Source organism: Chryseobacterium aquifrigidense (assembly GCF_006716485.1).
Classification (GTDB): Bacteria; Bacteroidota; Bacteroidia; order Flavobacteriales; family Weeksellaceae; genus Chryseobacterium; species Chryseobacterium vietnamense.
Map to the genome: position 1 here is coordinate 631261 of NZ_VFPD01000001.1, position 25658 is coordinate 656918.

28 protein-coding genes and 1 tRNA gene are annotated in these 25658 nt (G+C 35.9%); 19 read left to right on the forward strand and 10 right to left on the reverse strand.

Features of this window, described 5'->3' with window-relative positions; all coding sequences use genetic code 11:
* Positions 1-198 precede the first annotated feature (198 nt).
* Positions 199-600 carry a nuclear transport factor 2 family protein gene (locus tag FB551_RS02765; protein ID WP_142014743.1) on the reverse strand — a complete coding sequence of 134 codons (402 nt, stop codon included), beginning with the start codon at positions 598-600 and terminating at the stop codon, positions 199-201.
* A gap of 239 nt (positions 601-839) precedes the next feature.
* On the opposite strand from FB551_RS02765, the gene FB551_RS02770 reads away from it, so the two are divergent.
* From FB551_RS02770 to FB551_RS02780, 3 genes are all read left to right on the forward strand, one after another.
* A complete protein-coding gene (locus FB551_RS02770) occupies positions 840-2990 on the forward strand; it encodes a TonB-dependent siderophore receptor (RefSeq protein ID WP_142014746.1) in 2151 nt (716 codons plus the stop codon).
* Positions 2991-3203: 213 nt separating this feature from the next.
* Positions 3204-4478, forward strand: coding sequence for a PepSY-associated TM helix domain-containing protein (locus tag FB551_RS02775; RefSeq protein ID WP_226798601.1), 1275 nt, complete (start codon positions 3204-3206; stop codon positions 4476-4478).
* The gene (locus FB551_RS02780) at positions 4462-5514 is read left to right on the forward strand and encodes an alpha/beta hydrolase (RefSeq protein ID WP_142014751.1); all 1053 of its coding nucleotides are present in this window, start codon (positions 4462-4464) and stop codon (positions 5512-5514) included. Before FB551_RS02775 ends, FB551_RS02780 begins: the two co-directional genes overlap by 17 nt.
* A 225-nt stretch (positions 5515-5739) precedes the next feature.
* On the opposite strand, the gene FB551_RS02785 is transcribed toward FB551_RS02780, so the two are convergent.
* A complete protein-coding gene (locus FB551_RS02785) occupies positions 5740-6783 on the reverse strand; it encodes a hypothetical protein (RefSeq protein ID WP_142014754.1) in 1044 nt (347 codons plus the stop codon).
* 3 nt (positions 6784-6786) lie between these two features.
* Positions 6787-7641: a hypothetical protein gene (locus tag FB551_RS02790; protein WP_142014757.1), complete on the reverse strand. Its 855-nt coding sequence runs from the start codon at positions 7639-7641 to the stop codon at positions 6787-6789.
* A gap of 69 nt (positions 7642-7710) precedes the next feature.
* On the opposite strand from FB551_RS02790, the gene FB551_RS02795 reads away from it, so the two are divergent.
* The 8 genes from FB551_RS02795 (at position 7711) to FB551_RS02830 (ending at position 12301) form a co-directional block, all read left to right on the forward strand.
* Positions 7711-8229 (forward strand): Crp/Fnr family transcriptional regulator, encoded by a 519-nt coding sequence (locus FB551_RS02795; protein WP_142014759.1) that lies wholly within the window; start codon positions 7711-7713, stop codon positions 8227-8229.
* 54 nt (positions 8230-8283) lie between these two features.
* On the forward strand, positions 8284-8829 hold the full coding sequence (locus FB551_RS02800) for a DinB family protein (RefSeq protein ID WP_142014762.1): 546 nt from the start codon (positions 8284-8286) through the stop codon (positions 8827-8829).
* A gap of 39 nt (positions 8830-8868) precedes the next feature.
* On the forward strand, positions 8869-9381 hold the full coding sequence (locus FB551_RS02805) for a methylated-DNA--[protein]-cysteine S-methyltransferase (protein WP_082001993.1): 513 nt from the start codon (positions 8869-8871) through the stop codon (positions 9379-9381).
* A gap of 57 nt (positions 9382-9438) precedes the next feature.
* Positions 9439-10044: a CDP-alcohol phosphatidyltransferase family protein gene (locus FB551_RS02810; protein ID WP_142014765.1), complete on the forward strand. Its 606-nt coding sequence runs from the start codon at positions 9439-9441 to the stop codon at positions 10042-10044.
* A 128-nt stretch (positions 10045-10172) separates the two neighbouring features.
* Positions 10173-10775 (forward strand): DUF2911 domain-containing protein, encoded by a 603-nt coding sequence (locus FB551_RS02815; RefSeq protein ID WP_142014768.1) that lies wholly within the window; start codon positions 10173-10175, stop codon positions 10773-10775.
* Between the two features lie 3 nt (positions 10776-10778).
* Positions 10779-11306: a GNAT family N-acetyltransferase gene (locus FB551_RS02820; RefSeq protein ID WP_142014770.1), complete on the forward strand. Its 528-nt coding sequence runs from the start codon at positions 10779-10781 to the stop codon at positions 11304-11306.
* On the forward strand, positions 11303-11674 hold the full coding sequence (locus tag FB551_RS02825) for a cupin domain-containing protein (protein ID WP_142014773.1): 372 nt from the start codon (positions 11303-11305) through the stop codon (positions 11672-11674). The genes FB551_RS02820 and FB551_RS02825 overlap by 4 nt, the downstream gene beginning before the upstream one ends.
* A gap of 246 nt (positions 11675-11920) precedes the next feature.
* Positions 11921-12301 (forward strand): PEGA domain-containing protein, encoded by a 381-nt coding sequence (locus FB551_RS02830; protein ID WP_142014776.1) that lies wholly within the window; start codon positions 11921-11923, stop codon positions 12299-12301.
* A 63-nt stretch (positions 12302-12364) separates the two neighbouring features.
* On the opposite strand, the gene FB551_RS02835 is transcribed toward FB551_RS02830, so the two are convergent.
* Both FB551_RS02835 and FB551_RS02840 read right to left on the reverse strand, forming a co-directional pair.
* The gene (locus FB551_RS02835; protein WP_142014780.1) at positions 12365-13108 is read right to left on the reverse strand and encodes a dienelactone hydrolase family protein; all 744 of its coding nucleotides are present in this window, start codon (positions 13106-13108) and stop codon (positions 12365-12367) included.
* A 196-nt stretch (positions 13109-13304) separates the two neighbouring features.
* Positions 13305-13736 (reverse strand): type I restriction enzyme HsdR N-terminal domain-containing protein, encoded by a 432-nt coding sequence (locus tag FB551_RS02840; protein WP_142014783.1) that lies wholly within the window; start codon positions 13734-13736, stop codon positions 13305-13307.
* A gap of 7 nt (positions 13737-13743) precedes the next feature.
* Between FB551_RS02840 and holA the strand changes: the two genes are divergently transcribed.
* The 3 genes from holA to FB551_RS02855 all read left to right on the forward strand — a co-directional run bounded on the left by holA (position 13744) and on the right by FB551_RS02855 (position 16883).
* A complete protein-coding gene (gene holA, locus FB551_RS02845) occupies positions 13744-14781 on the forward strand; it encodes a DNA polymerase III subunit delta (RefSeq protein ID WP_142014786.1) in 1038 nt (345 codons plus the stop codon).
* Positions 14782-15101: 320 nt separating this feature from the next.
* A complete protein-coding gene (gene trxB / locus FB551_RS02850) occupies positions 15102-16043 on the forward strand; it encodes a thioredoxin-disulfide reductase (protein ID WP_142014788.1) in 942 nt (313 codons plus the stop codon).
* Positions 16044-16505: 462 nt separating this feature from the next.
* Positions 16506-16883 (forward strand): VOC family protein, encoded by a 378-nt coding sequence (locus FB551_RS02855; protein WP_142014791.1) that lies wholly within the window; start codon positions 16506-16508, stop codon positions 16881-16883.
* Positions 16884-17109: 226 nt separating this feature from the next.
* Here the strand turns inward: FB551_RS02855 and FB551_RS02860 are convergent, their stop codons facing one another.
* Positions 17110-17961 (reverse strand): pepsin/retropepsin-like aspartic protease family protein, encoded by an 852-nt coding sequence (locus tag FB551_RS02860; RefSeq protein WP_142014794.1) that lies wholly within the window; start codon positions 17959-17961, stop codon positions 17110-17112.
* Between the two features lie 208 nt (positions 17962-18169).
* Between FB551_RS02860 and FB551_RS02865 the strand changes: the two genes are divergently transcribed.
* Entirely contained in the window at positions 18170-18382 is a 213-nt protein-coding gene (locus FB551_RS02865) for a glyceraldehyde-3-phosphate dehydrogenase (RefSeq protein ID WP_142014796.1), read from the forward strand.
* 71 nt (positions 18383-18453) lie between these two features.
* Here the strand turns inward: FB551_RS02865 and FB551_RS02870 are convergent, their stop codons facing one another.
* Positions 18454-18825 carry a helix-turn-helix domain-containing protein gene (locus FB551_RS02870; RefSeq protein ID WP_310022163.1) on the reverse strand — a complete coding sequence of 124 codons (372 nt, stop codon included), beginning with the start codon at positions 18823-18825 and terminating at the stop codon, positions 18454-18456.
* A 160-nt stretch (positions 18826-18985) separates the two neighbouring features.
* Here FB551_RS02870 and FB551_RS02875 point away from each other — a divergent pair, with 160 nt between their 5' ends.
* Together FB551_RS02875 and FB551_RS02880 are read left to right on the forward strand one after the other, a co-directional pair.
* Positions 18986-20317 (forward strand): pentapeptide repeat-containing protein, encoded by a 1332-nt coding sequence (locus FB551_RS02875; protein WP_142014802.1) that lies wholly within the window; start codon positions 18986-18988, stop codon positions 20315-20317.
* A 137-nt stretch (positions 20318-20454) separates the two neighbouring features.
* Positions 20455-20539 (forward strand) — tRNA-Ser (locus tag FB551_RS02880).
* Between the two features lie 63 nt (positions 20540-20602).
* On the opposite strand, the gene FB551_RS02885 is transcribed toward FB551_RS02880, so the two are convergent.
* A complete protein-coding gene (locus tag FB551_RS02885; RefSeq protein ID WP_142014804.1) occupies positions 20603-21583 on the reverse strand; it encodes a sterol desaturase family protein in 981 nt (326 codons plus the stop codon).
* Positions 21584-21594: 11 nt separating this feature from the next.
* Positions 21595-22245: a lysoplasmalogenase gene (locus FB551_RS02890; RefSeq protein WP_142014807.1), complete on the reverse strand. Its 651-nt coding sequence runs from the start codon at positions 22243-22245 to the stop codon at positions 21595-21597.
* Positions 22246-22830: 585 nt separating this feature from the next.
* On the opposite strand from FB551_RS02890, the gene FB551_RS02895 reads away from it, so the two are divergent.
* A complete protein-coding gene (locus tag FB551_RS02895) occupies positions 22831-23985 on the forward strand; it encodes a cation:proton antiporter (protein ID WP_226798602.1) in 1155 nt (384 codons plus the stop codon).
* 188 nt (positions 23986-24173) lie between these two features.
* Positions 24174-24626, forward strand: coding sequence for an Hsp20/alpha crystallin family protein (locus FB551_RS02900; protein ID WP_047433328.1), 453 nt, complete (start codon positions 24174-24176; stop codon positions 24624-24626).
* 136 nt (positions 24627-24762) lie between these two features.
* On the opposite strand, the gene FB551_RS02905 is transcribed toward FB551_RS02900, so the two are convergent.
* A complete protein-coding gene (locus FB551_RS02905) occupies positions 24763-25551 on the reverse strand; it encodes a PhzF family phenazine biosynthesis protein (protein ID WP_142014810.1) in 789 nt (262 codons plus the stop codon).
* Positions 25552-25658 lie beyond the last annotated feature (107 nt).

Genomic DNA, 25658 nt, shown 5'->3' on the forward strand with positions numbered 1-25658 from the left:
AAACATTAAGACTGCATTAAGGTGTTTAGAGTATTAAGATGAGCTTCGCTTTAAGCTTAAAAATCAGAATGATTTATCTTAACTTAATATGCTTTACTGCTTAAATCCTTCTTAATGGTTTAAGAAATGTCCAATATTTTTTTATAAGTTTAAACAACTCCAATGTATATTGTTATCAATAAGATAAATAATCCTTAATTACTTCTCCAAAGCCTTTGAAACCGCCAAGCTATCTTCCAGTAATCTGTAACGTATAATTTTATTATTTTGAATACGCATCTGGATACAAAATAAAGACTCTACAATATGACCTGTTGCAAGCATTTTCGTTACAAATTCTCCAGTGATCACTGCATTTTCATCATCGTTGAAAATATGATCTATTTTGGCAGAAACAGGTTCTGTATTTTTCCATAACAATTCAAAAAAACCGGATATTTCCTGTTTATTGTTTCTTACGCCCAGCCAGGGTGCTTTTTGCTCATCTCCAGGTATATACCAGTCTACGGTGTCAGAAAATAAATTGATCAATTCTGTCAGGTTTCTTCCTGAAAGAAAGTGAAGAAATTGCTGAACGGTCTCTTGGATATTGTTATTCATTGTTGAAATTGATAATCAAAAAATAGGTTCTGTATTAAAACAGTAAGATAAGAAAAATCTCAATCCCATTTACCTGAAATGCCTGGGTTAGAAAAGTTATCAATAGTTGTATCATATCGGTTTTAATAAACTCTTTATTAATGGGCTGTTTCATCAAGTAAGTTTTATGATTTGTGTCATGTTTTTATTTAGAATTAATAAAAATAAGATAATTTTGCAGAACTAACTTAATTATAAACATGAAAAAAACAATTATTTCTGCAGCTCTATTAGCCGTAACAATGCTGAGTGCCCAGGAAACGGATACCATTAAAGTGGCTGAAATACAATCCGTATCACTGCAGGGAACGCATAATTACAGAACCAAAAAATCTGAATCCATCGCAAGACTTCCTCTTGAAAACCTTGAAAATCCCACTGTTTACAACCTTGTTCCCAAAGAAATCATCAGTGAAATGGGAGCTACGGACTTCAATACAGCCATGGCTTCTGCGCCAGGTGTTGTCGTAAGTAACAGTGTCAACGACAGTGGGAATGATATTTTCATGAGAGGTTTCAGCTCCAATGCCAGTTTCAGAAACGGATTGATTCAAAACCCCAGAGTACAGTCCGAAATCGCTAATATTGAAAGAGTAGAAGTAATTAAAGGACCATCCGGAACCTTATTCGGAGGAACACTTGCCAACTATGGCGGAGTAGTGAATATTGTTACCAAAAAACCACAGGAAAACTTCGGAGGAATTATCAATTATACCACCGGAAGCTGGGGAATGAACCGAATCACAGCGGATGTAAACACTCCCTTGAACAAAGAAAAAACAGCATTAGCAAGATTCAACTTAGCAGCTTACTCTCAGGATTCTTTCCAGGATGCCGGTTATAACAAAGGATTGTTCTTTTCAGGAAGTGTTCTCTATAAAGTAAGTGATAAAACCACTGTAACGCTTGATACAGAATTCCACGCTCCGGATAAAACACTGAATGCTTATGTAAGAAATTCAGAAAAACTGACTCTCCACTCTATGAAAGACCTGGAAGTGGCTTACAAAAGAGCATTCACAAGTAATGACATCGGTTCCAAAAGAACACATTTTGTAACGATGGCGGAGGTTACTCATAAATTCAACGATCAATGGACGTCAAGAACATCCTACCAAAGAGGAGAGGCCAATGAAAATGAATCTATCTTTTTAGTGCTGAGATATCTGAATAATAATCAGGTCGAAAGAATGATCCGTCCTTTCGACAGCTTTAAAGTAACTACAGATAATATTCAGCAGAATTTCACTGGAGATTTTAAAATAGGAGGTCTACGAAACCGTCTGGTAGTGGGAATAGATTACTTCCAACAAAGGACAAAATACCAGTTTCCTTATTATGAAGCCAACGGATACAGCAATGTTTTTATGCCTTATGACAAAGTGAATCTCGACAGCTCTTCAGCATGGGATCCCATTTCACGAAACAAATTCATGAATAAGGAAAGAAAATCTACTGAATCGGATATCACAACATTCAGAACGATCAGCGGTTATATTTCCAATGTTTTGAATATCACAGATAACTTGCTGGTAATGGCCAGTTTGAGAGTAGACAGCTATAAAAATGATGATATGGTGGTAAACGGCGTAGAAATCTCTACGAAAAACGGATATCCTGAAAATAAAGTTACCGGCTACAGTCAGACCCAGTTTTCACCCAAATTCGGATTGGTGTATGAAATTGTAAAAGATCAGATCTCATTCTTTGCCAATTATGTGAACGGATTTAAAAACTATGCACCATCATTAAATGAAGTAGGTGTTTTAACAAAATGGGATCCCGAGCAGGGAAACCAGGTTGAAACAGGTTTTAAAGTAGACCTTTTTCATAAAAAATTACTGACTACCGTTAGCTATTACAACATTAACGTTAAAAACAGACTGGTTGCCGACCCGGGTGGAATAGGAAGCATTCAGGATGGTAATATCAAAAGTCAGGGATTGGAAATAGGAATCATTGCCAACCCTTTCAAAGGATGGAATATCGTTGCCGGATATGGTTATAACGATAACAAATATGATGACCGAAGCAAAGACAGTGGAAAAAGAATCGCCTGGACCCCAAAACATGTAGCCAATGTATGGACAAGCTACAAAATTATGGATGGCGCTTATGAAGGTCTAGGTTTTGGAGCAGGTTTTAATTTCGTAGACCAAACGTATATCAACATCACCAATCATTTCCTTGCTCCGTCTTATACAACCGTAGGAGCTACCATTTTCTACGACAAAAAAAAATACAGAATCGGTCTGAAAATGAATAATGCGTTGAATGAAAACTATTGGAACTTTTACGGACAGCCACAGAAGCCGAGAGAAATCCTGGCCAACTTTGCATTCAAATTTTAATACTGCTCAACAAAAATAATCTCAACGAAAATATAAGGATGAAAACCGCAAAGGTGCAAAGCTCTGATTTATAATATCTATTTCTGAAGCCTTCAAATATGCTAAAGTAAATGGCAACAGGAATAACTCTTTTCACTTTACAAACACGCCATTATAAATACAATTGCGCCTTTGCATTTTCTGCTATTATATTTTAAGTAGATGAAAACAGATATGGAAAACAAAAAAGCTAATCCTAAAAAAAAGCAGGGGAAATCCCTTACCAAAAGAATTACAGGCTGGCTGCATCTATGGCTCGGGCTGGTTTCCGGAATCATTGTATTTACCGTTACTCTTTCGGGAACTGTATTTGTCTTTTGTGACGAAATCATTGATTGGTGTGGTGGAAGTGCCAAATATGTTCAGGCTCCTGCTCATGCTAAAAAAATGACACCTGAAGCATTGCTGGCTCATTTCCATCAGCAGATTCCGGACAGAAAAGCATTCTATTTTGATACATATAAAGAAGCAGACAGAAGTTTCAGAATAGCATCGGCAACGAAGCCGCCTAAAGATAAAAATGTTGGCAAAGCAGAAAAACCCAAGAAAAAAGGGCGTGGTCCAAGAGGTGTATTTGCCTATCATTACCTTGATCCTTACACAGGAAAGGTAATTGGTTCTACAAAAAGCTATGAGTTTTTCTATGTTGTAGCCCATGTTCATGCTCAGCTGCTGGCAGGAAAGTTCGGGAAAACGGTTGTTGGAGTTGCCTCAATCATCTTTTTTATCCAGCTTATCGCCGGACTGATTCTCTGGTGGCCGAAAAAATGGAATAAGACAACCAGAACAGCAGCTTTTAAAATCAAATCCGGAACAAAATGGCGCAGGAAAAACTACGATTTTCATAATGTCTTTGGGTTTTATTCATTGCTTCCGGCCGTATTTATTACCATTACAGGACTAATTATGGCTTATGAAGTTTTAACCAATCTTACCCAGCAGGCTTTCGGCGGAGCTGTGGATGCTCATACTATTGCAGAAAAATATGAACCTAAGTTTGATCCGGAGAAAAAAGCCTTGTCTTACGCTGATTTTGCAGATAGAAAATTCAAAGAGTTTCCTGATGCGAAACAGTTCAGAATGAGTATTCCAAGAAATGATTCAGCAACGGTATATCATGTGGTTGCAGCTCAGTTTATTGGATTAAAAAGCCTGGTCAACGGGAAAAGTATGGAAACCAACAAATACACCGGAAAAGAAATTGATTATCCTGAAGAAGTTCAGAGACACGAAGTGATAGAACACATGAATTTTGATCTTCATGTAGGCTATTGGGGCGGAATGTTCGGTAAGATATTCACCTTCATTATCGGGATTATCTGCACCAGTCTCCCGATTACCGGATTTCTGATCTGGTGGGGTAGAAGAAACAAATCACCTAAAAAGAATAAAGAAGTTAAAAACATTCATCAACACAGAAAAGATTCACACCATGAACAACTGGTTTAAAATTATTGCACTCTCATTACTTTTGGTATTCGCATCCGGAAAAGCCCAGGAAAAACTGACGATAGGAGAGAAGCAAACTATATTTTCAAAAGTTTTAAACGAAAACAGAGAAATCTGGATTCACTTGCCTAAAACCTATAGCGATACTACCATCAATCCGGCAAAATATCCGGTGATCTATCTCTTAGACGGAGAAATTAATTTTGAATATTACACAGGATTAACGGATTTCATCGCCAGAGCACCATATGCCGATATTCCGGAATGTATTGTAGTAGGAATAAAAAATACAGAAAGAACAAGGGATCTTACCCCTACAAAGTCTGAAAAGAAAAGTCCTGTAAATCCTGCTCTTACGCTTTTTGCAGACAGTGGCGGAGGTGAAAACTTTCTGAAATTCATGCAGGAAGAATTGAAGCCTTTTATTAATAAAAACTATAGAACTCAGGATTATTCTGTGCTGGTAGGGCATTCCTTCGGAGGATTATTTGCTATTAATACACTCCTTTTACATCCCGATTATTTCAATGCTTATGTTGCCAATGACCCCAGTTTGTGGTGGGACAACAAAATATCCCTCACAAGAACAAAAGAGTATCTGGAAAAAAATAAGAAATTTCCGGCAAAGAAATCTTTGTATGTTTCTCAGGCAGACAATGAAGAACAGCAGAAAAACTGGAATTCCGATATGACACAGGCCATTGAAGAATTTAAAGAAATCATAGAAAAGAACGGATCTCTGAACTATAAACATCGTTTTTTTGAAGGAGAAACCCACGGAACTGTTTCCTATCCCGGAAATTATGAAGCATTAAAATTCATATTCAAAGGTTTCAGAACCGACATAAAACAACTTGCCAAAAATCCCAAACTGCTTGAAGAAGAGTATAAAAAGTTTTCAGAAAAAATGGGAGCAGAGTTTATTCCTTCGGAAGCTTATCTGAATGTAGTGATCAAATTCATGAAGAGCAATGGTTTTAAAGAGTCCGAAATCTATTTTATGAATCTGAAAGACAACTATTATCCTAAGAAATAATACACTGAGAAGAAACTGTGCCAAAAGTCAAAAATTGGCTTTTGACACAGTTTCTTTAATTAGGTTTAGGCTAAAGCCAATGGAATTGCTGATGTAATAAAAAACGGGCTAAAGCCCGTTTCTATTGATGTTTTCCTCAAAGATTTTGCTGATTAGGCAGATTTATTCTCAAAGATTATCCACACAGTTTGTCATTTTGTAGGAATCCTGTAAATCCTTCCGGAATTAATGCCTGTTATCACAATTGATCGGGAAATCCTTCTCCTTTTGATCTAAAAAGCTAATCGAAGGACAGCCAAAAGACTGCGCCATGAACCCAAAAATAACCGGAGGTTTTCCTTTGAAAAGATGGCCTGTATATTGGAAAACATTCGCTTCATCAGCATCTATTCCATACAAAGGGAGGAATTCTCCACCATCACTTCCTGCAAGACTGTAGGTCTTCTCCGCAATTTTTTCTTTATGATCATTAATGACGACCAGTGTTCGATCTACAATATTTCCTTCTTCAAGATAATCCTGCAGATAGTAGGTCAGATTTTCATATTGTGCCTGATAGGTTTTCCCCGGAGCCAATTTTGAATGGGTGAAATATTTTTTTGAAAGAGCTGCATCAGCTTTTTGCCATTTCACCGCTTTCATTTTATTTTCTACAAATGGATTTGTATTTCCAAAATAAGCGATGGCATTAGTATATCGGTCGTACTCTGTGGTTTTCTGGTGAGTGGCTACCTGAAAGCCCATCATATAAGAATCCGGATCTAAATCTTCACTGTCTGTATAAGGACTCAGATAAGCGACCGCTTTTAATTGGCGTATCGGCATTTTTTGAAGTTGATTAGAACCATACTCATAGATGTACAGAGAATCATTTTCAGTGAGATGAATTCCGTTGAGAAGCTTTTTTCTGCTGGGTGCATCCAGTTCAAAATGCTGACGTTCTTCGTAAGACATCTGCTTATGATTTTTAACAATCTCAGTAGGAATAGGTTGCTCTCCTTTATAGATATCTGAAACAGAAATGAAAATATCCATATCAGAATCTTTTTCAGCGGATGAAATGATGGACAGACTGAAAATATTAAAATCAGTATAATCTATTTTCTCCTCAGTTTTTGCCGTTTTTACAGAATCATTCGCCGGATGTGTTTCTGTGGTAACAGTTTTTTTCTCTTCTTTCTTACAGCTTACAATAGCCAATGGCAAAAATAAAAGCGCAGCGACGGTTTGGGGTTTTATAATCTTTTTTAGCATTAAAGTGTTTATCATATTCTAATTCATTTTGTAATAAGGCTCTGAAAAGTATTTGCTGGGTTTAATGTAAGCCATTTTTCTTTCTGCATCAAAGATCCAGATAAACCTGCGGAGCATATCAGCACCCAGATAACTTACATTTTGTGTCTTCAGCTCACCGGAGAAATATCCTACGGAAACATCTTTAAACACGCTTTTTCCCAACTTGAAATAGGGAAGGACAGCTTGCTTGGTAGTTAAAGTTTTACCTTCAGAATTCTTGAGTGTTTTTTCTCCCGTTACCTTCAGTTTTTTCTCCAGATGTTTTTCTTCAGCAAACTCATTGCTGTACAGTATTGCTCCGGAAAATCCGGATTGTAATACAAAATAGGCTTCCTGCTGTTGGTCACCATCCAGGATATTGTCTGCGGCCAGATAAAAACCATCATGATCTAAGATGATGTTAATAGGTTGATAATCTTTCAGATCCGGCATTTGATCGTAGATCACAAATTGATTGTTATCATAATCGATTTTAAATGCCTTACCTGCGAAAATTCCGGTTCCGATTTTTCCGTCTGCCTCATGACCTGTTAACTGATTGTTAAAAAAACGTACATTTTTCTGAGTGATTTTCCCAATTTGTACCGTATTGTGGTCGCTGAGTTCTTCTTTGTTGAAAATAATATGCTCTGCTTTCCGCTTGCCATCAGGAGAAATAGCATAATCTTTCATGGCGATCTGAAACATCAGATCCAATGAATCCTTTTTGTTGACAAGGGTTTTGACAATGATATTATTGTGCTTTGTGATCCGGAAGGGGATGGTCTGCTGTGCTTTCATGCCATAAAATCCGGCCGAAAGCAGTATAAAAAGTACTGTTCTTTTGAGCATTATCAGTGATTAGTGTTTTAAAACTTTAAAATTACCTATTATCTTTGGAAAAGCAAATATTAAAATGAAATGGTTGAAAAATTGCTTCAGAGCGAAATCTATTGGGAAAAGAAAGAATTCAGACGAAATGAATTCCTGAAGATTTCAGGCAGTACAGATACCTCTATTTATTTTATTGAAAACGGGAGTGTCCGGATCTTTATGACGGATGAAGATGAAGAAAGGATTATTCGTTTTGGATATACCGGAAATATAATTGTCAGCCTGGATTCTTTTTTATCGGGAAAACCTTCAGATCTGTATATCCAGGCGATTAAGAAAACAACGGTAAAAGTAGCTTCAAAAAAGGATTTCTATGTATTTATACAATCAAATGAAGAACATATGAAATTCTGGATGAACGTGCTGGAAGATCTTGTATTGCAGCAGCTTGAAAGAGAAAAGGATCTGTTGATCAATGCTCCGGGAGAACGCTTTGAGAGGGTTTTAAAACGAAGCCCAAAGCTGTTTCAGGAAGTGCCCAATAAATACATTGCCAATTATCTGAGAATGTCACCGGAAACATTGTCCAGACTCAAAAAATCTTGAGTTCAGTCAAGATTTAAGAACATTCAGATCAGCATATTTGTTTAAAAAAACGTAATGAAAATTTCAACCTCAGAATTATTGCATGAGTTAAAAAGTAAGACAGAAGAACATTTACAATTTGCTGAAATGTTGTCTTTACAACCGGAACATGATCTGAATTTCAGAACTTCAGCAGAAAGCTGGAGTACATTGGAATGTCTGGAACATCTTAACCGTTATGGAGATTTTTATATTCCTGAAATAAGCCGTGCTATTTCTTCCGCCGGAAAGTCTTCCCAATCCTATTTTAAACCCGGATTTCTTGGAAATTATTTTGCCAAAAGCATGCTTCCCAAAGAGAAGCTGAATAAGATGAAAACGCTTAAAGCCATGAATCCAATCCACAGTAATCTGGATAAAAATGTAGTGGATTTATTCATTACCCATCAGGGGAAATTACTTGAGTTACTGGAAAAAGCACAATATACTGATTTGGAAAAGACAAAATCAGGTATTAGCATTTCGAAACTGATCAAACTGAAGCTGGGAGACACCTTCCGTTTTGTTATTTATCATAATGCGAGACATATCGGGCAGATAAAAAAAATTTTAACGCATTAAAAAGAAGTTATGATTTCCAAAAAGCTTACTTTTAAACTAATGGAAATGATACACCAAAAACATATATCAACCCCTTTGGGAGAAATGATTGCCTGTGCCATAGATCAGGGAATCTGTCTGCTGGAATTTACAGACAGGAAAAATATTGAAAAACAGCTGAAGGCGTTGTCAAAGGTTTTAAAGGCAGAGATTGTAGAAAAAGAACATCTTCATTTCAAACAGCTGGAAGAGGAATTGAAAGAATATTTTGAAGGAAAAAGAAGTCATTTTGATGTTCCACTGTTTATTACCGGAACTGAATTTCAGGAAAAAGTGTGGCAGCTTCTCCGTGAAATTCCAATGGGAGAAATAAGAACGTATAAACAGCAGTCAGAAATATTAGGAAATCCCAAGGCAATACGTGCCGTAGGAACAGCTAACGGAATCAATAAAATTGCCATTTTAATTCCCTGTCATCGTGTGATAGGTTCCAACGGTGAGTTGGTAGGGTACGCCGGAGGTATCTGGAGAAAACAAAAGCTGCTGGAGTTGGAAAAGGCTATCTTATTTTAGAAATATATTAAAAATATCCCTATATTTCGGATTTATCATAAGTTCTGCAACCTTTTTATGAAATCAAAAATTCCTGTTATTTTAATCTTTTCCAGACTGATTATTGGCTTTATCATCATTGCTTTAAGTCTCATTAAAATAGAAAATTATCAGGCAATTACTGTCGTTCTTTTATCTATAGGGTTGTTGACGGATATTTTTGATGGAATTATCGCAAGGTATCTTCATGTTTCAACGCAGAAACTCAGACGTATGGATTCTACTGTTGATCAGGTCTTCTTTATTTCAGTAGGTGTTGCAGCATATATACAATGTCCCGAGTTTTTCAAAACAAATGTTTCCAGAATAAGTATTCTTGCAGGAGCTGAAGCTCTTATTTATCTGGTAAGCTTTTTAAAATTCCGAAAGGAGGTTGCTACACATTCTATTGGTGCCAAGATCTGGACTTTATTACTTTTTGGAACATTGATTCAGGTAATTTTACAATGCCGGTCCATTATTTTATTCAACCTTTGTTTCTGGGTTGGATTGCTTACCAGAGCAGAGATTATAGCTATTCTTTTACTATTGAAAACGTGGACGAATGATGTTCCTTCTGTTTTTCATTCCATACAACTCAGAAAAGGGAAAACGATTAAGAAAAGTAAAATGTTCAACAGTTGAAAATATACTTTTTAAACGAATTTGGTTAAAAAAATCCTTCATAGAAAAATATCGGTAAACCAAAATTTAACGAAGTTTATGAAAGCTATTTCGTTTTGAATTTTGTAATTTTAAACAAAAATTTACACGTGAAAAAGTTAATAATAGCAGTCTGTATTTCAGTTTCAGCATTCAGTTTTGCACAGGATTACTCTGTACCGGCAGCAAGCCCGCGCCAGAGGGTAGAGCAGCAGTTTTCAATGTCCAAAATCTCTATTGATTATGGGAGACCGGGAGTAAAAGGACGTAAAATTTTTGGTGAATTGGTTCCTTATGGCCAGATTTGGAGAGCTGGAGCTAACTCTTCTACGAAAATTACTTTCGGACAAGCCGTTAGCTTCGGTGGGAAAACAGTACCTGCAGGAACATACGGATTATTCATCGTTCCTACAGAAAAAGAATGGAAAGTAATTCTGAATAAAGATTTCCAGCAATGGGGAGCGTATACTTATGATCCTAAACAGGATGTAGTAGATGTTACTGTACCGGTTAACAAGCTGGCTGACAAGCAGGAATGGTTTGAAATTACTTTAAATCCTACTGATGAAAATTCAGGAAACCTGGTAATCAAATGGGATATGGCTCAGGCAGAAGTTTCATTGAAGCCATCTAAACTAGACACCGTCATCAAGATTTCTGACAAACTGAAAGAAATCAAGAAAATAGAATCAGATTCCACTAAAAAGAGTTAAACAATGAATTTTTCTGTTCAGCCTGTTTTAGAGAATGAAGAATTTCAATTAATCCCCTTACAGCAAGGGGATTTTGAATCTTTATATGAAGTGGCTTCTGATCCGAAAGTGTGGGAACAACACCCCAACAAAGATCGTTATAAGAAAGAGGTTTTTGAAAACTTTTTCACAGGGGCTATAGAGAGTAAAGGTGCTTTTAAAATTATGGAGAAAGCAACCGGAGATGTATTGGGAAGCAGCCGTTATTATGATTTTGATGAAGAGAACAATCATATTTTCATCGGATATACTTTCTACGGAACAAAATCATGGGGAAAAGGCATTAATCCTAAGGTTAAAAAGCTGATGCTGGATTATATCTTCCAGTTTGTAGACAAAGTTCATTTTCATATCGGAAAAGAGAATTTCCGTTCGCAGACAGCTTTGGAAAGATTGGGAGGACAAAAAATAGCTGAAGAAGAAGTGGCTTATTTTGGTGAACCTTCAAGAACCAATTTCGTGTATGAAATTAAAAAAGAAGACTGGGTATGAAAAAATATAAAATCCAGCAGTCACCATTTGTGGTGCCAACTACAGACGGAAAACTGATTGAAGAACATTGGGGCAGCTCTACAGGGAATTCCAATGTTTCCATTGCTCATATGGTAGCACCTGCGGATTGGAGCGAGCCTCACCAGACTCCCGAATTTGATGAATTTACCTATATCATTTCAGGGAAAAAGCAATTTGAAATAGACGGTGAAACTGTTACCCTGGAAAAAGGGCAGAGCATCCTTATTGAAAAAGGAGCAAGAATCCGTTACAGTAATCCGTTTTCAGAACCCTGCGAATATCTTGCAATCTGTCTTCCTGCATTTTCTATGGAACTGGTCCATCGTGAAGAGGAAGGCGTAGACTAAAAAACGATTAAAAAATATAGAAAAGCAAATCTGCAATACAGTGGATTTGCTTTTTTTTGTGGCAATTTTTCAAAATACAATCTAATCAGATGCTATGGAGTGTTTTGAGAAAGGATTTAAAAGTGACTTTACTGATAATGGCCATCAATACTTTATTTCGGGAGATTTTTTTTCTTTTTCATGCTTGATTGTTTTAATTTATTTTGTAAGTTCGCGGACTTAAAAAAAATGAACTAATTAAGATCTATGAAAAACAAATTATCAGTTGTATTCATGCTGGGAATCGCACTTTCTGCCACTTCATGTGCAACCATTTTTACAGGAACTCAGGATGCAATAGCTTTTTCTTCAAGCCCTGAAGGCGCAAAAGTATTTCACAAAGGAATAGAAAAATGTACAACACCTTGTACAACTAAAATCCCAAGAGCTTTGGGTAAGCAGATGGTTACCTTTGAAAAAGAAGGATTCGAGAAGAAAGAAGTAAAGCTGACAAAAACTTTTAATGCGGTGACTTTGCTGAATATTATTCTGGGAGGAGCAATAGGAGTAGGAATTGATGCTGCAACAGGCTCTCTTACCAAATATTCTCCAAAAAAATATGACGTTGAGCTGCAGGCGAAACCGTAATGAAGCTAACAATATAAACGTAAAAAGGCAAATTCGTGAACTGATGAATTTGCCTTTTTTATGTTATTTCAAAATTTCTTTCAGGAACAGCAATGTGTGGTTCCACGCTCTTTTAGCCATGGTTGCATTGTAATCCGGAGATTTCGGATCTGTAAATGTATGTTTGGAATGGGCATACGTGATGATCTGCCAGTCGGCATTTCCATCATTCATTTCTTTGATGAGGTTGTTGTAATCATCAGGAGTCACGCTTTTGTCATCTGCCGGATTTTCAACAAGAATTTTAGCCGTCAAAGCTTCATTTTTTCTGCTCTGATCTCTGCCCAGACTTCCGTGGATGGAAACAACACCCGCTACAGGAAGATGACCTCTTGCTGATTCCAGAGCTCCCGTACCTCCGAAACAGTAGCCGATAACTGCTACTTTATCAGAAATAGCTCCGTTTTTCTTCAGCTGCTCCAGCGCCAGTGAAATTCTTTTCTGGTATTCCTGATAATTCTGTTTATAATATCCTGAGGTCTTTGCTGCAGATTCGTTATCTGCGGGAATTTTTCCTTCCCCGTAAATATCAGCAATAAAAGCAATGTAGCCTTGTTTTTCAAGTTCAATGGCGGCTGTTTTTGCTTCTTCATCAATGCCTTTCCAGGCTGGAAGAATCAATACTCCGGGAAGTTTTTTTCCTGCATTGGAAGTGACGAGACCATTAAGTTTTTGTGAACCGTCCTGATAGGAAACAGATTTAAGTTTCTGACTGAAAAGATTTCCTGAAGCCATAATCATTGCGGTTAATAAGATGGAACGTATCATATTTTGTAATTTAAGTTAATACAGATTACACGAATCCTTTCACAAAAACCACAAACAACAATTGGTGTAATTCGTGTAAAAATTTGTGATGTTAGTGTTGAAAAGAAATCTTATCGAAATTAATAAAAATAACTCAGAAAGAGTATTAATAGAATATTATTTAAATCCTTTTCAGAATTATCTGATATTGTAAGCCTTACTCAGGTCTGTAAAACTGATACTGTCCGTTTTCATAGTACGCATTGATATGCTGAAGCCCGTTGGTCAGGATAATTTCCTTTGCTCCGATAATGGAATTGTATCGGGCAGTCTGTTCGAATGTTTTTTCTGTTAGTTTGATCTGCGGAGCTTTACATTCAATCAGAATAACGGGTTCTGTTTTTTCTGTAATCAGAAGGTCAATCCGTTTGGTAAGACCATTCAGGATAATTTTTTTTTCGGTAATCAACGCCGATGTAGAGTAGGATTTCACAGTAAGGTAATAATGTACCCAGTGCTGTCTGACCCATTCCTCAGGAGTGAGCAGAAGATAAGTTTTGCGGACCAAATCATAAATAAAAAACTTATCTTTGTCTTTCTTGAATTTAAAATCAAAAGTTTCCTGAAAATTCAGTTTTGGAAGTTCCATTAATAAGATGAAAGAATTAGATTTAATCCTCAAAAATATTAAAAATAAAGAAGTTTTACCTATTTATTTTTTCCACGGAGAAGAAGCTTACTTCATTGATGTTGCTGTAAAAGCCCTTGAGCATAACTTTTTGGAAGAAGATGAAAAAGCTTTTAACCAAACCGTTACTTACGGAAAAGATACTTCATATCAGGAAGTTCTTTCCCTGGCAAGACAGTTTCCGATGATGGGAGATAAGCAGGTGATTATTGTGAAAGAAGCTCAGGATTTACGATTCAATGAAGAGGAAAACAGAATTCTGGAATCTTACGTAGACAATCCTGTTCCTTCTACAGTTTTGGTTTTTGCCCATAAGCACAAGAAACTGGATAGCAGAAAAAAAGCTGCCAAAGCCCTGGATAAAGCCAAAGCGCTTTTCCTTAGTGAATCTGTAAAGGAAAGCAATCTGCCGAAATGGATTTCAGATGAATGTGCAAAGCTTAAAATCAATACAGCTCCCAATATCTCTCATTTGTTGGCAGAATATCTGGGAAATGACCTTTCAAGGATTGCCAACGAGCTGAATAAACTGAAAATGATTCTTAAAGAAGGAGAAACCCTTGACGGAACCATTGTTGAAAATCATATCGGAATCAGTAAAGAATACAATATTTTTGAGCTTCAGAAGGCTTTGGGAACTAAAAATGCCAATGCAGCTTTTAAAATTGCTCATTTTATGGGTAAAAATCCGAAGAATAATCCTTTTGTTATGATGCTGGCAAGCCTTTATAATTATTTTTCCAACGTTATTATCTATCAGACGATGGCCGGGCAGCCTCCACAGACGATTGCTTCACAGATGGGTGTGAATCCTTATTTTATCAAAGACTATGCGGAAAGTGCAAGACTTTATCCTCTTAAACATGCCACAAGAGTGATTTCTATTCTCCGTGAATTCGATATGAAAGGGAAAGGACTTGGAGCGGTGAATATGGGGGAAGCTGAACTGATCAGAGAGCTTGTGTATAAGATTATCAACGTAGATAAGATTAAGATGAAGGTGTGATGCGTGTTGCGGGATACGAGGTAGCGAGTTGCGGGATACGTGTTGCGGGATAGCGAGATAGGTGAGATACGAGATAGGTGAGATGCGCGATTCGAGGTTTGAGGGGTATTGGAGAAGAGTTTTGCGTTTTCTTACCCACCTAAACCCCGTAACGCAATAACCCGAACCCCAAACCCCGAATCCAGGACCACTTAACAGTTACTATCGAAATTCAACATATCAGATATTGACAAGTATCATTAAAATAACTTTAAAAAGAAATTAAAAATTCCGAAATTAGCGGTCTAATTCAAATTAAATCTTTTCGAACAAAGCAAATTATGGAGCAAAACATTTTAGATTGTGTGATCGTTGGATCTGGGCCTTCTGGTTTCACAGCTGCTATCTATGCAGCAAGAGCAGACTTAAAACCTGAATTGTATACAGGTTTGGAGCCGGGCGGACAATTAACTACAACCACGGAAGTGGATAACTTCCCAGGGTATCCAGCCGGGATTACTGGTCCTGAAATGATGATGGATCTGCAAAAACAGGCAGAAAGATTTGATACCAAAGTTCATTACGAAATGATCACTAAAGCTGAATTCTCTAAGGAAGTAGGCGGTGTTCACAAATTATATGCAGGAAACAAAGAGATCCTTGCCAAAACAGTAATCATCTCTACGGGAGCTACTGCAAAGTATTTAGGTCTTGATGATGAAAAAAAATATGCAGGAGGTGGAGTTTCAGCTTGTGCTACCTGTGACGGATTCTTCTACAGAGGAAAAGACGTTGTAGTAGTAGGAGCGGGAGATACAGCAGCTGAGGAGGCTACTTATCTTGCCAAACTATGTAAGAAAGTAACGCTGTTGGTGAGAAAAGATGTTTTCAGAGCTTCAAAAGCAATGGTTCACAGAGTGGAAAGTACTCCGAATATCGAAGTGAAATTTCACCATGAATTAATCGGGATTGAAGGAGAAAACAGCCTTGTGGAAAGAGCGGTAATCATCAATAATCAGACTCAGGAGAAATCTACAGTGGATGTGGAAGGGATCTTTATCGCCATCGGTCACAAACCGAATACAGATATCTTCGTAGGTCAGGTAGATCTTGATGAAAACGGATATATTTTGACTGAAAAAGGGTCTTCAAGAACCAATCTTCCGGGTGTATTTGCTGCCGGAGACGTTCAGGATCATATCTACAGACAGGCTATTACAGCTGCAGGAAGCGGATGTATGGCGGCAATGGATGCAGAAAAATATTTAGCTGAATTACACTAATACTATTCAGTTTATACATACAAAGCGTGCCCTATGGGTGCGCTTTTTTTATTAGGAAACACAAAGGAGAAGAGATATTCAAATGATTTTGAACCATTAAGGAACCTGAAGCTGTGAAGGAAAGTTAAGGAAACATCTAAGATGTTTTAGAAAGTGTTGCGTTTTATCTTAATATTCTTAATTATTTAAGTTTAATATTATAAAATGTTTCAGAAGATTTTCAACGGGAGGCTTAAAATATACGCGATCATCAATTTTATCGGAGATACAATCTTTGCGCCTTATAAACAGTCTTTTTAAGATCATTTGCGTCTTTGCGTTTTCCAACAAAAATATTTCTCCATATCCGATATTTAGTAGAAAATTCATGAAATATCTAATGAAAACATTAATATATTTGTGAAATTGCAAACAAACCCGAATTGCATTCCATTAATATAAACTTAAAAAAACGAATAAAAAATGAAAAGAGTAACCGCGATTGGAGGCATCTTCTTCAAGTGTAAAGACCCGGAACAAGTCAATGAATGGTATAAAACCCATCTCGGATTACCAACGAGCCCTTATGGCGCCAAATTCGACTGGAAAGATGAAGAATCCGATAAGAAAGGATATACACTTTGGAATCCTTTTAAAGAATCTACCCAGTATTTTGAACCTTCTGCTAAAGAATTTATGATCAACTATCATGTAGAAAATATCGAAGCGCTGGTAGAAGAATTAAAGAAAGAAGGGGTAACAATTCTGGATGAGATCGCCACCTATGAATATGGAAAGTTTGTCCACATCCTGGATCCGGAAGGTAATAAAATAGAATTGTTCGAACCGGCAGGGGAGTAGCCAGTTTGTTTTCCGGAGAATTTCTGAAAACTTTACCACCTATATAACAACTGAAGACGTACACATTCCCCTCCGCTGGAGGGGTGGCAAAAATTCAAAGAATTTTTGACGGGGTGGTTTTCCCAGTACATCCTTCCAGATTAATTTTCCGACGAAAGAAGAATCTTACTCAACTTCGAGATTCTTCCTTCGTCAGAATGACAGTTTTACTGTATTGATGTAATTTTTAATCCAAAATATAGATCTTTTTCTCTTTAAGATTGAACCCCAGTTTTTTACCCAGCCAGTTGATACTTGTTTTTCCCTCATAAATAAGGCCTTCTACAAAAAATACAGCCGGTTTTTCTACAGTGGCAAAAGGAGTGGAAATAGAGCCAATATCACTTTTGTAAAACCTGGTGGTTACATCAGGGTTAAATTCGCTTTTTTTCTCCACTACGTTCAGACCTTCTTTTTTGATATCCATTGCTTTCATCAGGCGTTCGTTCAGCCAGAAAGAATCTTTGCCGGATCCGGAATCCAGGAGAATATTGATCCTGTATTTATTGTTAAGCAGAACATATGTGGTAATATCCAGAGACTGGTCTGCATTGGTAGACAGCTGGATGTCCATTACCTTCTTACCATTCAGTTTTTCTTTAGGAAAGATAAGTTCTTTCGTGGTGTAATCGATGATAAATTCCGTATCATAAAGCATGGGAAGGGAAATTAAACCGTCAATTCCTTTGATTTCCATATCATGCGTGGAATACCAGGTATCTTTAAATTTTTTACCATTAAAAATAATCTCTTTTGATTTGTACAAAGGGATAGTCATCTTCTCTCCGGTTGCCCTGAAAGCGGTCAGGTAATTATATGTTTCTTTGGGCTCCAGAACTTTGGAAAAGTTTCCCAGAAAAAGATTGATTCCTCCTCCGGTATCAAAAATGAAATTTCCTTTTTTGCCATCCACTTCGGCACTCACTACGAGGTGACCGGAAGGAAGAACAGACATAGGCATTTTTTGGGCAAAAGCCATGGAGGAGAAAGCTAGTGAGGCGGCAATAACCGTACTTTTAATAAAGGATTGGGTAAGCATCTGAAAATAGTGTTATTAGTTTTTAATTTCTGCAAATATACTCTATTCTGATTCTGATGACTGTCCTTTTAGCTAAGAAACTTCTCGTATTGTAACTCCTGAAGAGTGTATTTCTGTATTCTTTTATACATATCCATTCGTATCTCTTCCTGAAACCACCTTATACCTAAAGTAAAATTCCTAAATTTAGCCTCAAATCAAAAATAAAATGGAAACAAAAATCATAAAGGTTACCCACGTTACCGGAACTTATATCATCGAAGTTCCCAATGGAGCACTTAATGACATGAAAACCCAATTGGACAAATGCCTCAACGATGAACAGGGTGCTATTGTAGTAAAGGGAGAAGATGGAGATCAGTTTGTATACCCGTCTGATCTTTTAAAAAACAGCTTCATCGCCATTGTTGATCGGGAATAGGGTACTTTTCACAGGTATAAAATAAAAACGGCTTCCATTGGAAGCCGTTTTTGTTCTTTATGTGGAGGCGATTATCCTTTTTTTAGTTTTTCATTTTCTTCTTTTAAAACCTTAATCTGTTCCTTCAGAAGATGAATATATTCCTGTTGGTTTTCCAATAAGTAATTTGGAACGTTGCAATTATAGATGCCAGACTGGTGAAATGAACTAGTGTCATTAAATGTTAGGTTTTCATTTTTCTGTACAACATTAGGTTCTCTTTCTTCTTTGATATCTTCTACAGAAACCTCAAAAGCTTTAGCCAGTTTTTCCCATTCGTCATCAAATATTCTGACATCTCCACTTTCTTTTCTGCTGTAGTTGGAGACATCGGTGGCAAGAAGATCAGCAATCTGCTGCTGAGTATAACCTTTCTGCTTTCTTAAAGTTCGTAGTTTTTCCATTGTCATAAGATACCTGTGTTTTTACAAATGTAGTGAAAAATATGTGTTTGTAAATAGAGTTTGGAAGTTTTTGTATTACGGGAAACAGTATTGCTTATATTAATATATTTTGGATATTAGGGAAATATTATATATAAACAAACTAATTGAAACTATAAACATGTCTAAAGATATAATAAATGAGCAGAGAGAATTAATCACTATTTTAAGTAGCATTATTAAAGTAAGTTATGTACACAATGAACATATATTTGAAATTGAAAATAAAATTATTGATTTTGAACTTCGTCTACCTTTAGAAGATTGGGCGAGAAAAGCCATTTTATCAAAAGATAATATGGCTTTAAGAAACCGTCCTAATTCAACGTTTAATTTTCATTTTAAAAATTGTGAGTTCAAAAAGGATATTACTATTATGGATAGGAAAAGTATAATTAAGAATATAAATATTATTAATGAAGATTCGAAAGATTACACTGAAGAAGGTAGCTCCACTTATGAATTCTCTGATTGTGAGTTTGATAATGAAAAAATAATAATAGGAAATACTAAAAGGAATATTATTTTTTCAGGGGAAGGAAAATTTACTAAACTTTTAAGCTTTCGCAATTCTAAATTGATGGGTAAGATTAGATTTAGAAAATGTAATTTCAATAAAGTAGACTTTCATAATACTAAATTTAACGATTTGGCAGATTTTTGGAGCTGTACATTCAATGAAAAAACAATTTTTTACAAAACAGATTTTTTAGGCAATGTTGTTTTTTCCTCTGCTACTTTTAAAGAAAATGTTTTATTTACTTATACTTTAATTGACAAATTAATAATTTTTAGAGGAACCGTTTTTGAAAAAGGATTAGATCTTTCAACTGCAATTATTACAGGAACAATTAGCTATTTTGATGTATCCTTGAAAGATTTTGAATCAGAAAAAGAGAATGGAAAAGTAGAGTATGAATCTTTTATTTCAGTAAATGCTATAATTCCATTAAAAAATAAAAGAGAAACTTATCGCATTTTAAAGAATAATTATGAAAAATTAAGTAATAATTCTGAATCATTGGAAATGAAGGAATTAGAAATGAAAACATTATTGGAAGAAGTTAAGGGCAGATTTATGAGTAAAATTTCTTTGGGAAATTTTTCAGAATATATTTTATTGTTGTTAAATAGGCTCTCAAATAATTATGGTAACTCATATTTGTATGGAATCATATTTACAGCAGTAGTAGCCTTAGTGTTTTTTTATCTGTCAGTAATTAATACCAATATGTTTTTTTTTGATTCAAAATTATGTATAGAAAAGGAGGCATTTATTGAAGGGTCAAAATATTTTTGGCAATTTATCCTTCCAATACATCGATTCGATTATTTAGGAAATGGATGTGGTCTAGAATATTATGCAGGGTTTTATTTATTTGATTTTTTAGGAAGAATATTTGTAGGTTATGGTATGTACCAAACAATCCAAGCTTTTAGAAAACATAAATAAAATTTTAATGAAAATAATTCCCTTGATTTCTAGTCTATTATTAAGTTTTGTTAAAATTTGTGACGGAAAAGTTTTGCAGAAATTAAAAATCGTTCTATATTTGCACCACTGAAAACAACGGTATAGCCGGGGGTTAGGGAGAGTTGGCAGAGTGGTCGATTGCGGCAGTCTTGAAAACTGTTGACTGTAACAGGTCCGGGGGTTCGAATCCCTCACTCTCCGCTTAGGGAGACGTTTATTTTTTAACGTCTCCTTTTTTTATGTCCTAAATGGCTTGATTTCCGGTCAATTCATCTTTTCTTCTAATTCCCGCTTCAAAGTAGAAATCCGCTCATCTTTATCATGATGATGCCAGCCCGGAGCATTGAATATATACCCCAGTTTCGCTTTCCATGTGGGTGCATTCCGGACATCCTTTATCATATTTCCAAACTCATCAAAGACGATATGAAAAACATTATAAGTATGAATGTTATGATAGATTCCGTAATCCGTCGTTTTCTTTTCTTCCGCTTTGTACGTGCCGAAAAGATGATCCCAAATCATCAAAATGCCCCCATAGTTATTATCTAAATCCTCAATTTTTCGGGAATGATGCACCCGATGGTTGGATGGAGAATTGAATACTTTATCGAACCACCCTAATTTTCCAATAGCATTGGTATGCGGCCAGAATTGAAAAATCAAGTTAAATTGATGCATCATTGCAATCATAATAGGATGAAAACCAATAATGATAAAAGGGATATACCAAATGTCCCGATATATGATTTCAAACCATCCCTGACGCAATGCAATAGCAAGACTCAAATGAGTAGCCGAATGATGATTGACATGACCTGTCCAGAATAATCTGATTTTATGACTCAACCGATGATGCCAGTAAAAGCCAAAATCCTGAACAATCATAACCAATAACCAAAGCCACCAGTGTTCTGCATGCCATTTTAAAGTGAAGAATTTATTGAAATCTTTGATCCCGAAAATATCGGTAAGTCTAAAATGATTGTAAATCCAAAAAAAGTACGATAATGAAATAGCTTTCATCCCAAAGTCTAACATTACCGCCCCAATCCCCAATCCTATACTCGATACATTATCTTTGATGAGTCTTTTGGTGAATACTCTTTGAGGAATTTGATACAAAAATATTTCCCCTGCTATCAACAAGATAAATACAGGAATAAAATAAGTAACAGGATCAGTAAAATCCAATGGACAGAATAGGGCAATACTATGAAAAAATCTGTTATCTTTTCTTTTCATAAGCCTTCATTTTATTGAATAATTCTGTTCTTTTTTTCAATACCAACCACTCCCGACACCAACATCAATTGGGCTAAAACATAAGTAATCATCACAACAAGTTCTTTCTCAGTACTATGCTGTACGAACATATTAATGGCCAATACAGAATCTGATATTACAAATAAAATAGCTCCCAGGATTAATAATGAAGAATAAGTACTGATACTAAAATACAGCATCGCAGCAATGGTAATTCCGTAAATCACCACGGGTATCTTCATGTCGTTTAAATAAGGATATATATAATAAAGAAATGAGCCTAAATATAGAAAAACAAAAGGTAGCCAACTCCATGCATTTTTCTTTTTGATCTTAAAAAAATAAACAATGTAACAAATATGAGCCAACAAAAAGCTTCCCAAACCGGGCATAAATCCCCATTCAAATAATAAAAACACATCACCCAAAAAGCTCAAAATTAATCCGGACAAAAACCATTGGTTGATCCGAAAGACATTTTGTTGAGAATAAGTAAAATAAAACCAGATAATAATAGGTAACAACAGTGGCTTGGTAAAAAACCGCCAAGAACTATGATCCATAGCTATAAATACTAAATCAAATGTAAAAACAATGGCAAGAAGGACTAATAACAATTTGATATTGACAGATTTTATCATGGTATTATTTTATTGCAATCTTTTAAGTATCTTTTTTCCTGTTGCAATATGGATATATCTCAGTTTGCACCAGGTCATTCTATATTTGATACTTAGCTCAGATTGTTAAATTACAAATAAAATGAAGATAAAATACTTTTGGAATATAAAAATACAATGCATCACACTTTAGTTTAGGAAATTAAACAGTTATTGCTTGATTTCCTGTCGGCTATATCTCCGGGTAGCTTGGTCTGGATTTTGTATTCAGGTTTGAAAATAACTAATAACCAGAATGTGTAATAAGTTAGAGTTTATTATTATTAATTTTTTATGATAATTAATGAAAATTTTTTACTGGAGTTCGATGTAGAATATGGTGGCTTTTTTTCTAAAGAAGCCATATGCAATAAAGATGGCGACCGTCTTTATTTTTTCCAAATTAAAAACGGTAGAGTTGAATTGATGGTTTACCAGAATGGTAGTATTGGGTTCAATAGCCTTCCAACAGGAAGTCTGAGGAAATCCGGCATCATTCAATAATAAGACAACAGATCATAACTAATATTAAAAAACGAAATTATCTCAATCTAAAACGTTATCAATATGCTTTGGACTGTATGTATTTTGTGTATGACTATCTTAGGACTGATGTTTGTACTGAAAAAAATTAATCAGCCCTATCTTATTGCCTATATTATTGCCGGGGTGTTATTAGGTCCTTATGTACTAAAGCTATTTAACAAACCGGAAGAAATAGAAACGATTGGCGAAATAGGAATATTACTGCTGATGTTTTTTATAGGAGTTGAAATCAATATTCCCAATAAAAAGAGCCTTATCATTAAGCCATTATTGGCTCAGGGAATGAAAGTACTCTTAAGTTGTATATTTGCGTATTTTGTGGGTGAGTTACTCCATCTGAATATTGAAAGTGTGCTCCTCATCGCCATTCTGTTTATGTTCAATAGTACTGCAGTTGTAGTCGAGTTCTTGAAGAAGCACGGAACGCTGCATACTGCCTTTGGAATTATTATCCTCAATATTTTGTTATTACAGGATCTTCTTCTGGCTCCGGTGCTCACGGTGTTGAAATTCTGGAATAGCAAAGAGTTCAGTGTATGGAATATGATGCTTCCCGTTGCCATATGTCTCGGTATTTTTTTGATATTCCGGAAAATCAGACATCTCAAGGAAATTAAATTCTCAAGTACATTCCTTGAAAATGACCATGAGCTTCAGGTATTTTCCGGCTTACTGATCTGTCTTGGCTTTGGTCTTATAGCAGAAACCGTCGGTATGAGTGCTGCCCTGGGAAGTTTTATTGCAGGGGTCTTAGTCGGAAAAATTCAGGCATTTCGATGGCTGGAACATTCTCTGCTTCCATTTAAGGTTTTCTTTGTGGCACTGTTTTTTGTGTCCATTGGTTTACGGCTGGACATCAATTATCTGTTATCCAATTATAAGCTTATCACAATAGGAACTTTAATAGTCCTGATAAGCAACAGTATTATGTCTGCTCTCTTTTTCAGAATGCTGAATTTTAAATGGCAGGATAGTTTTTATGGGGGCGCTCTGCTTTCTCAAACAGGTGAATTCGGAATACTGGCGATTTCTATTGCTTACAAAACCGGTATGGTAGAGTACGATCTCTATAAAGCCGGGCTGGGTATTACCTGCTTATCACTTTTATTGTCCACAATATGGATTAGTTGTGGTACATTTTTCAGATTTCGTAAAAAAAAATTGTATTTAGAATAAAGAATAAAAAACAAACGGGTGGTGAATGTTCGCAGTATCATGATTTTGTGTCAGTGGTACTGAAAAAATGACATAAAACCGGAAAAAATTTCACACTCGGTCAAATGGTATTTTTTTTGTAATTTTTTATGTACAGCTGGCCAGCTGATGTGTTTTAATGATTGTTAAACTTAATTAAAATGATTACAATGAATAATCTAATAAGAAAAAACGGAAACAGCAACTTGGGCTTTTCAAATGTCTTTGACGATTTTTTTGGTCGTGAACTTTTTAACTGGGGCAATAACAATTACTCATCTACCAGTACAACCGTACCATCGGTAAATATAAAGGAGAATGGAGATGCTTACGAAGTTCAGGTCGCAGCACCAGGTATGAATAAAAATGATTTTCAGATCAGGCTGGATGGTAACCTGCTTACTATTTCATCAACGAAGGAAGACCGTAAAGAGTCAAAAGATGACAATTTCACAAGAAGAGAGTTCAGTTACCAATCCTTCCAGAGAAGTTTTGAGCTTCCAAAAGATGTGGTGGATCAGGATAACATTAATGCAAAATATGAAAATGGCCTTTTAATGTTAACCATCCCAAAAAAAGAAGATGCGAAGCAGAAGCCTCCAAGAATGATTGAAATATCATAGAAAAATAATTACAAAATTGGCTGCTAAAAAGCAGCCAATTTTTTTTATAATTTTTGAAAGGGCAGATTAACTTAAATCTTTAAATCGAATGATTCAAGATCTTTAATTGTAGCATATCCGGCAACTGCCAGAAAACCTATTCTATCCAGAAATGCCCTGCAGAATACGTTTGGGCTTTCCCAGCCACAATTACTCTTTCATCTTTATTTTCACAATAGAGCTGGCCGCCCCTTTCTGAAACCTGGCGTGCAAAAAGCTTTTCCTTCCCTAATCTTGATGACCAGAAGGGAATCAGTGAACAGTGTGCAGAGCCTGTAACAGGATCTTCAAGAATAGAGGACTGCGGGGTAAAGTATCTTGATACAAAATCACTGTCAGTGCCTGCTGATGTCACAATAACACCGCCCGGGTCCAGGTTAATAAGGTCAAAAACGGATCTTTCAATGTTGATATTTTTTACATCTTCTTCAGAATCGTATACCAGAACATAATCTCTTGCTTTGAAAACTTCCTTAGGCTGTATATTCAGTGATCTGGATATGATATCCGGAAGAGTAGAGGCTTCGGGCATTCTGGAAGGGAAATCCATATAATAAACTCCATCTTTTACATCTACTGTCAGGTCACCACTTTTGGTGTCAAAAATGATTCTATCACGCTGATAATTGAGGATGGAAACAAGACAATGGGAAGTGGCAAGGGTAGCGTGGCCGCATAAATCCATCTCTATTTCGGGGGTAAACCATCTCAGATGAATGGTATCACCGTTATCAATGAAAAAAGCGGTTTCTGCTACTGCATTTTCACGGGCTATTTTTAAAAGGGTTTCATCGGGTAACCAGTTTTTTAAAGGAACAACACAGGCAGGATTTCCATGAAAAACAGATTCTGTAAAAGCATCTATCTGATATAATTCTAACTTCATTATTAATAAAAATTTCGTTCCCTATAAAGATAATCTATTTCTGAGATAAAGTCCTTATTTGTCCATAATTCTATACAACATTTAATGGGCTCTGATTTATTTTTTAT

What these genes read in the sequence shown, in the direction of transcription:
- FB551_RS02835 (WP_142014780.1), bottom strand. Translation starts at nt 13,108, where the DNA reads ATGATACGTTCCATCTTATTAACCGCAATGATTATGGCTTCAGGAAAT.
- FB551_RS02775 (WP_226798601.1), top strand. Translation starts at nt 3,204, where the DNA reads ATGGAAAACAAAAAAGCTAATCCTAAAAAAAAGCAGGGGAAATCCCTT.
- holA (WP_142014786.1), top strand. Translation starts at nt 13,744, where the DNA reads ATGAAAGAATTAGATTTAATCCTCAAAAATATTAAAAATAAAGAAGTT.
- FB551_RS02890 (WP_142014807.1), bottom strand. Translation starts at nt 22,245, where the DNA reads ATGATAAAATCTGTCAATATCAAATTGTTATTAGTCCTTCTTGCCATT.
- FB551_RS02805 (WP_082001993.1), top strand. Translation starts at nt 8,869, where the DNA reads ATGGAAATGATACACCAAAAACATATATCAACCCCTTTGGGAGAAATG.
- FB551_RS02895 (WP_226798602.1), top strand. Translation starts at nt 22,831, where the DNA reads ATGCTTTGGACTGTATGTATTTTGTGTATGACTATCTTAGGACTGATG.
- FB551_RS02770 (WP_142014746.1), top strand. Translation starts at nt 840, where the DNA reads ATGAAAAAAACAATTATTTCTGCAGCTCTATTAGCCGTAACAATGCTG.
- FB551_RS02905 (WP_142014810.1), bottom strand. Translation starts at nt 25,551, where the DNA reads ATGAAGTTAGAATTATATCAGATAGATGCTTTTACAGAATCTGTTTTT.
- FB551_RS02800 (WP_142014762.1), top strand. Translation starts at nt 8,284, where the DNA reads ATGAAAATTTCAACCTCAGAATTATTGCATGAGTTAAAAAGTAAGACA.
- FB551_RS02795 (WP_142014759.1), top strand. Translation starts at nt 7,711, where the DNA reads ATGGTTGAAAAATTGCTTCAGAGCGAAATCTATTGGGAAAAGAAAGAA.
- FB551_RS02885 (WP_142014804.1), bottom strand. Translation starts at nt 21,583, where the DNA reads ATGAAAAGAAAAGATAACAGATTTTTTCATAGTATTGCCCTATTCTGT.
- FB551_RS02785 (WP_142014754.1), bottom strand. Translation starts at nt 6,783, where the DNA reads ATGATAAACACTTTAATGCTAAAAAAGATTATAAAACCCCAAACCGTC.
- FB551_RS02855 (WP_142014791.1), top strand. Translation starts at nt 16,506, where the DNA reads ATGAAAAGAGTAACCGCGATTGGAGGCATCTTCTTCAAGTGTAAAGAC.
- FB551_RS02780 (WP_142014751.1), top strand. Translation starts at nt 4,462, where the DNA reads ATGAACAACTGGTTTAAAATTATTGCACTCTCATTACTTTTGGTATTC.
- FB551_RS02840 (WP_142014783.1), bottom strand. Translation starts at nt 13,736, where the DNA reads ATGGAACTTCCAAAACTGAATTTTCAGGAAACTTTTGATTTTAAATTC.
- trxB (WP_142014788.1), top strand. Translation starts at nt 15,102, where the DNA reads ATGGAGCAAAACATTTTAGATTGTGTGATCGTTGGATCTGGGCCTTCT.
- FB551_RS02830 (WP_142014776.1), top strand. Translation starts at nt 11,921, where the DNA reads ATGAAAAACAAATTATCAGTTGTATTCATGCTGGGAATCGCACTTTCT.
- FB551_RS02765 (WP_142014743.1), bottom strand. Translation starts at nt 600, where the DNA reads ATGAATAACAATATCCAAGAGACCGTTCAGCAATTTCTTCACTTTCTT.
- FB551_RS02790 (WP_142014757.1), bottom strand. Translation starts at nt 7,641, where the DNA reads ATGCTCAAAAGAACAGTACTTTTTATACTGCTTTCGGCCGGATTTTAT.
- FB551_RS02820 (WP_142014770.1), top strand. Translation starts at nt 10,779, where the DNA reads ATGAATTTTTCTGTTCAGCCTGTTTTAGAGAATGAAGAATTTCAATTA.
- FB551_RS02875 (WP_142014802.1), top strand. Translation starts at nt 18,986, where the DNA reads ATGTCTAAAGATATAATAAATGAGCAGAGAGAATTAATCACTATTTTA.
- FB551_RS02810 (WP_142014765.1), top strand. Translation starts at nt 9,439, where the DNA reads ATGAAATCAAAAATTCCTGTTATTTTAATCTTTTCCAGACTGATTATT.
- FB551_RS02860 (WP_142014794.1), bottom strand. Translation starts at nt 17,961, where the DNA reads ATGCTTACCCAATCCTTTATTAAAAGTACGGTTATTGCCGCCTCACTA.
- FB551_RS02870 (WP_310022163.1), bottom strand. Translation starts at nt 18,825, where the DNA reads ATGGAAAAACTACGAACTTTAAGAAAGCAGAAAGGTTATACTCAGCAG.
- FB551_RS02825 (WP_142014773.1), top strand. Translation starts at nt 11,303, where the DNA reads ATGAAAAAATATAAAATCCAGCAGTCACCATTTGTGGTGCCAACTACA.
- FB551_RS02900 (WP_047433328.1), top strand. Translation starts at nt 24,174, where the DNA reads ATGAATAATCTAATAAGAAAAAACGGAAACAGCAACTTGGGCTTTTCA.
- FB551_RS02865 (WP_142014796.1), top strand. Translation starts at nt 18,170, where the DNA reads ATGGAAACAAAAATCATAAAGGTTACCCACGTTACCGGAACTTATATC.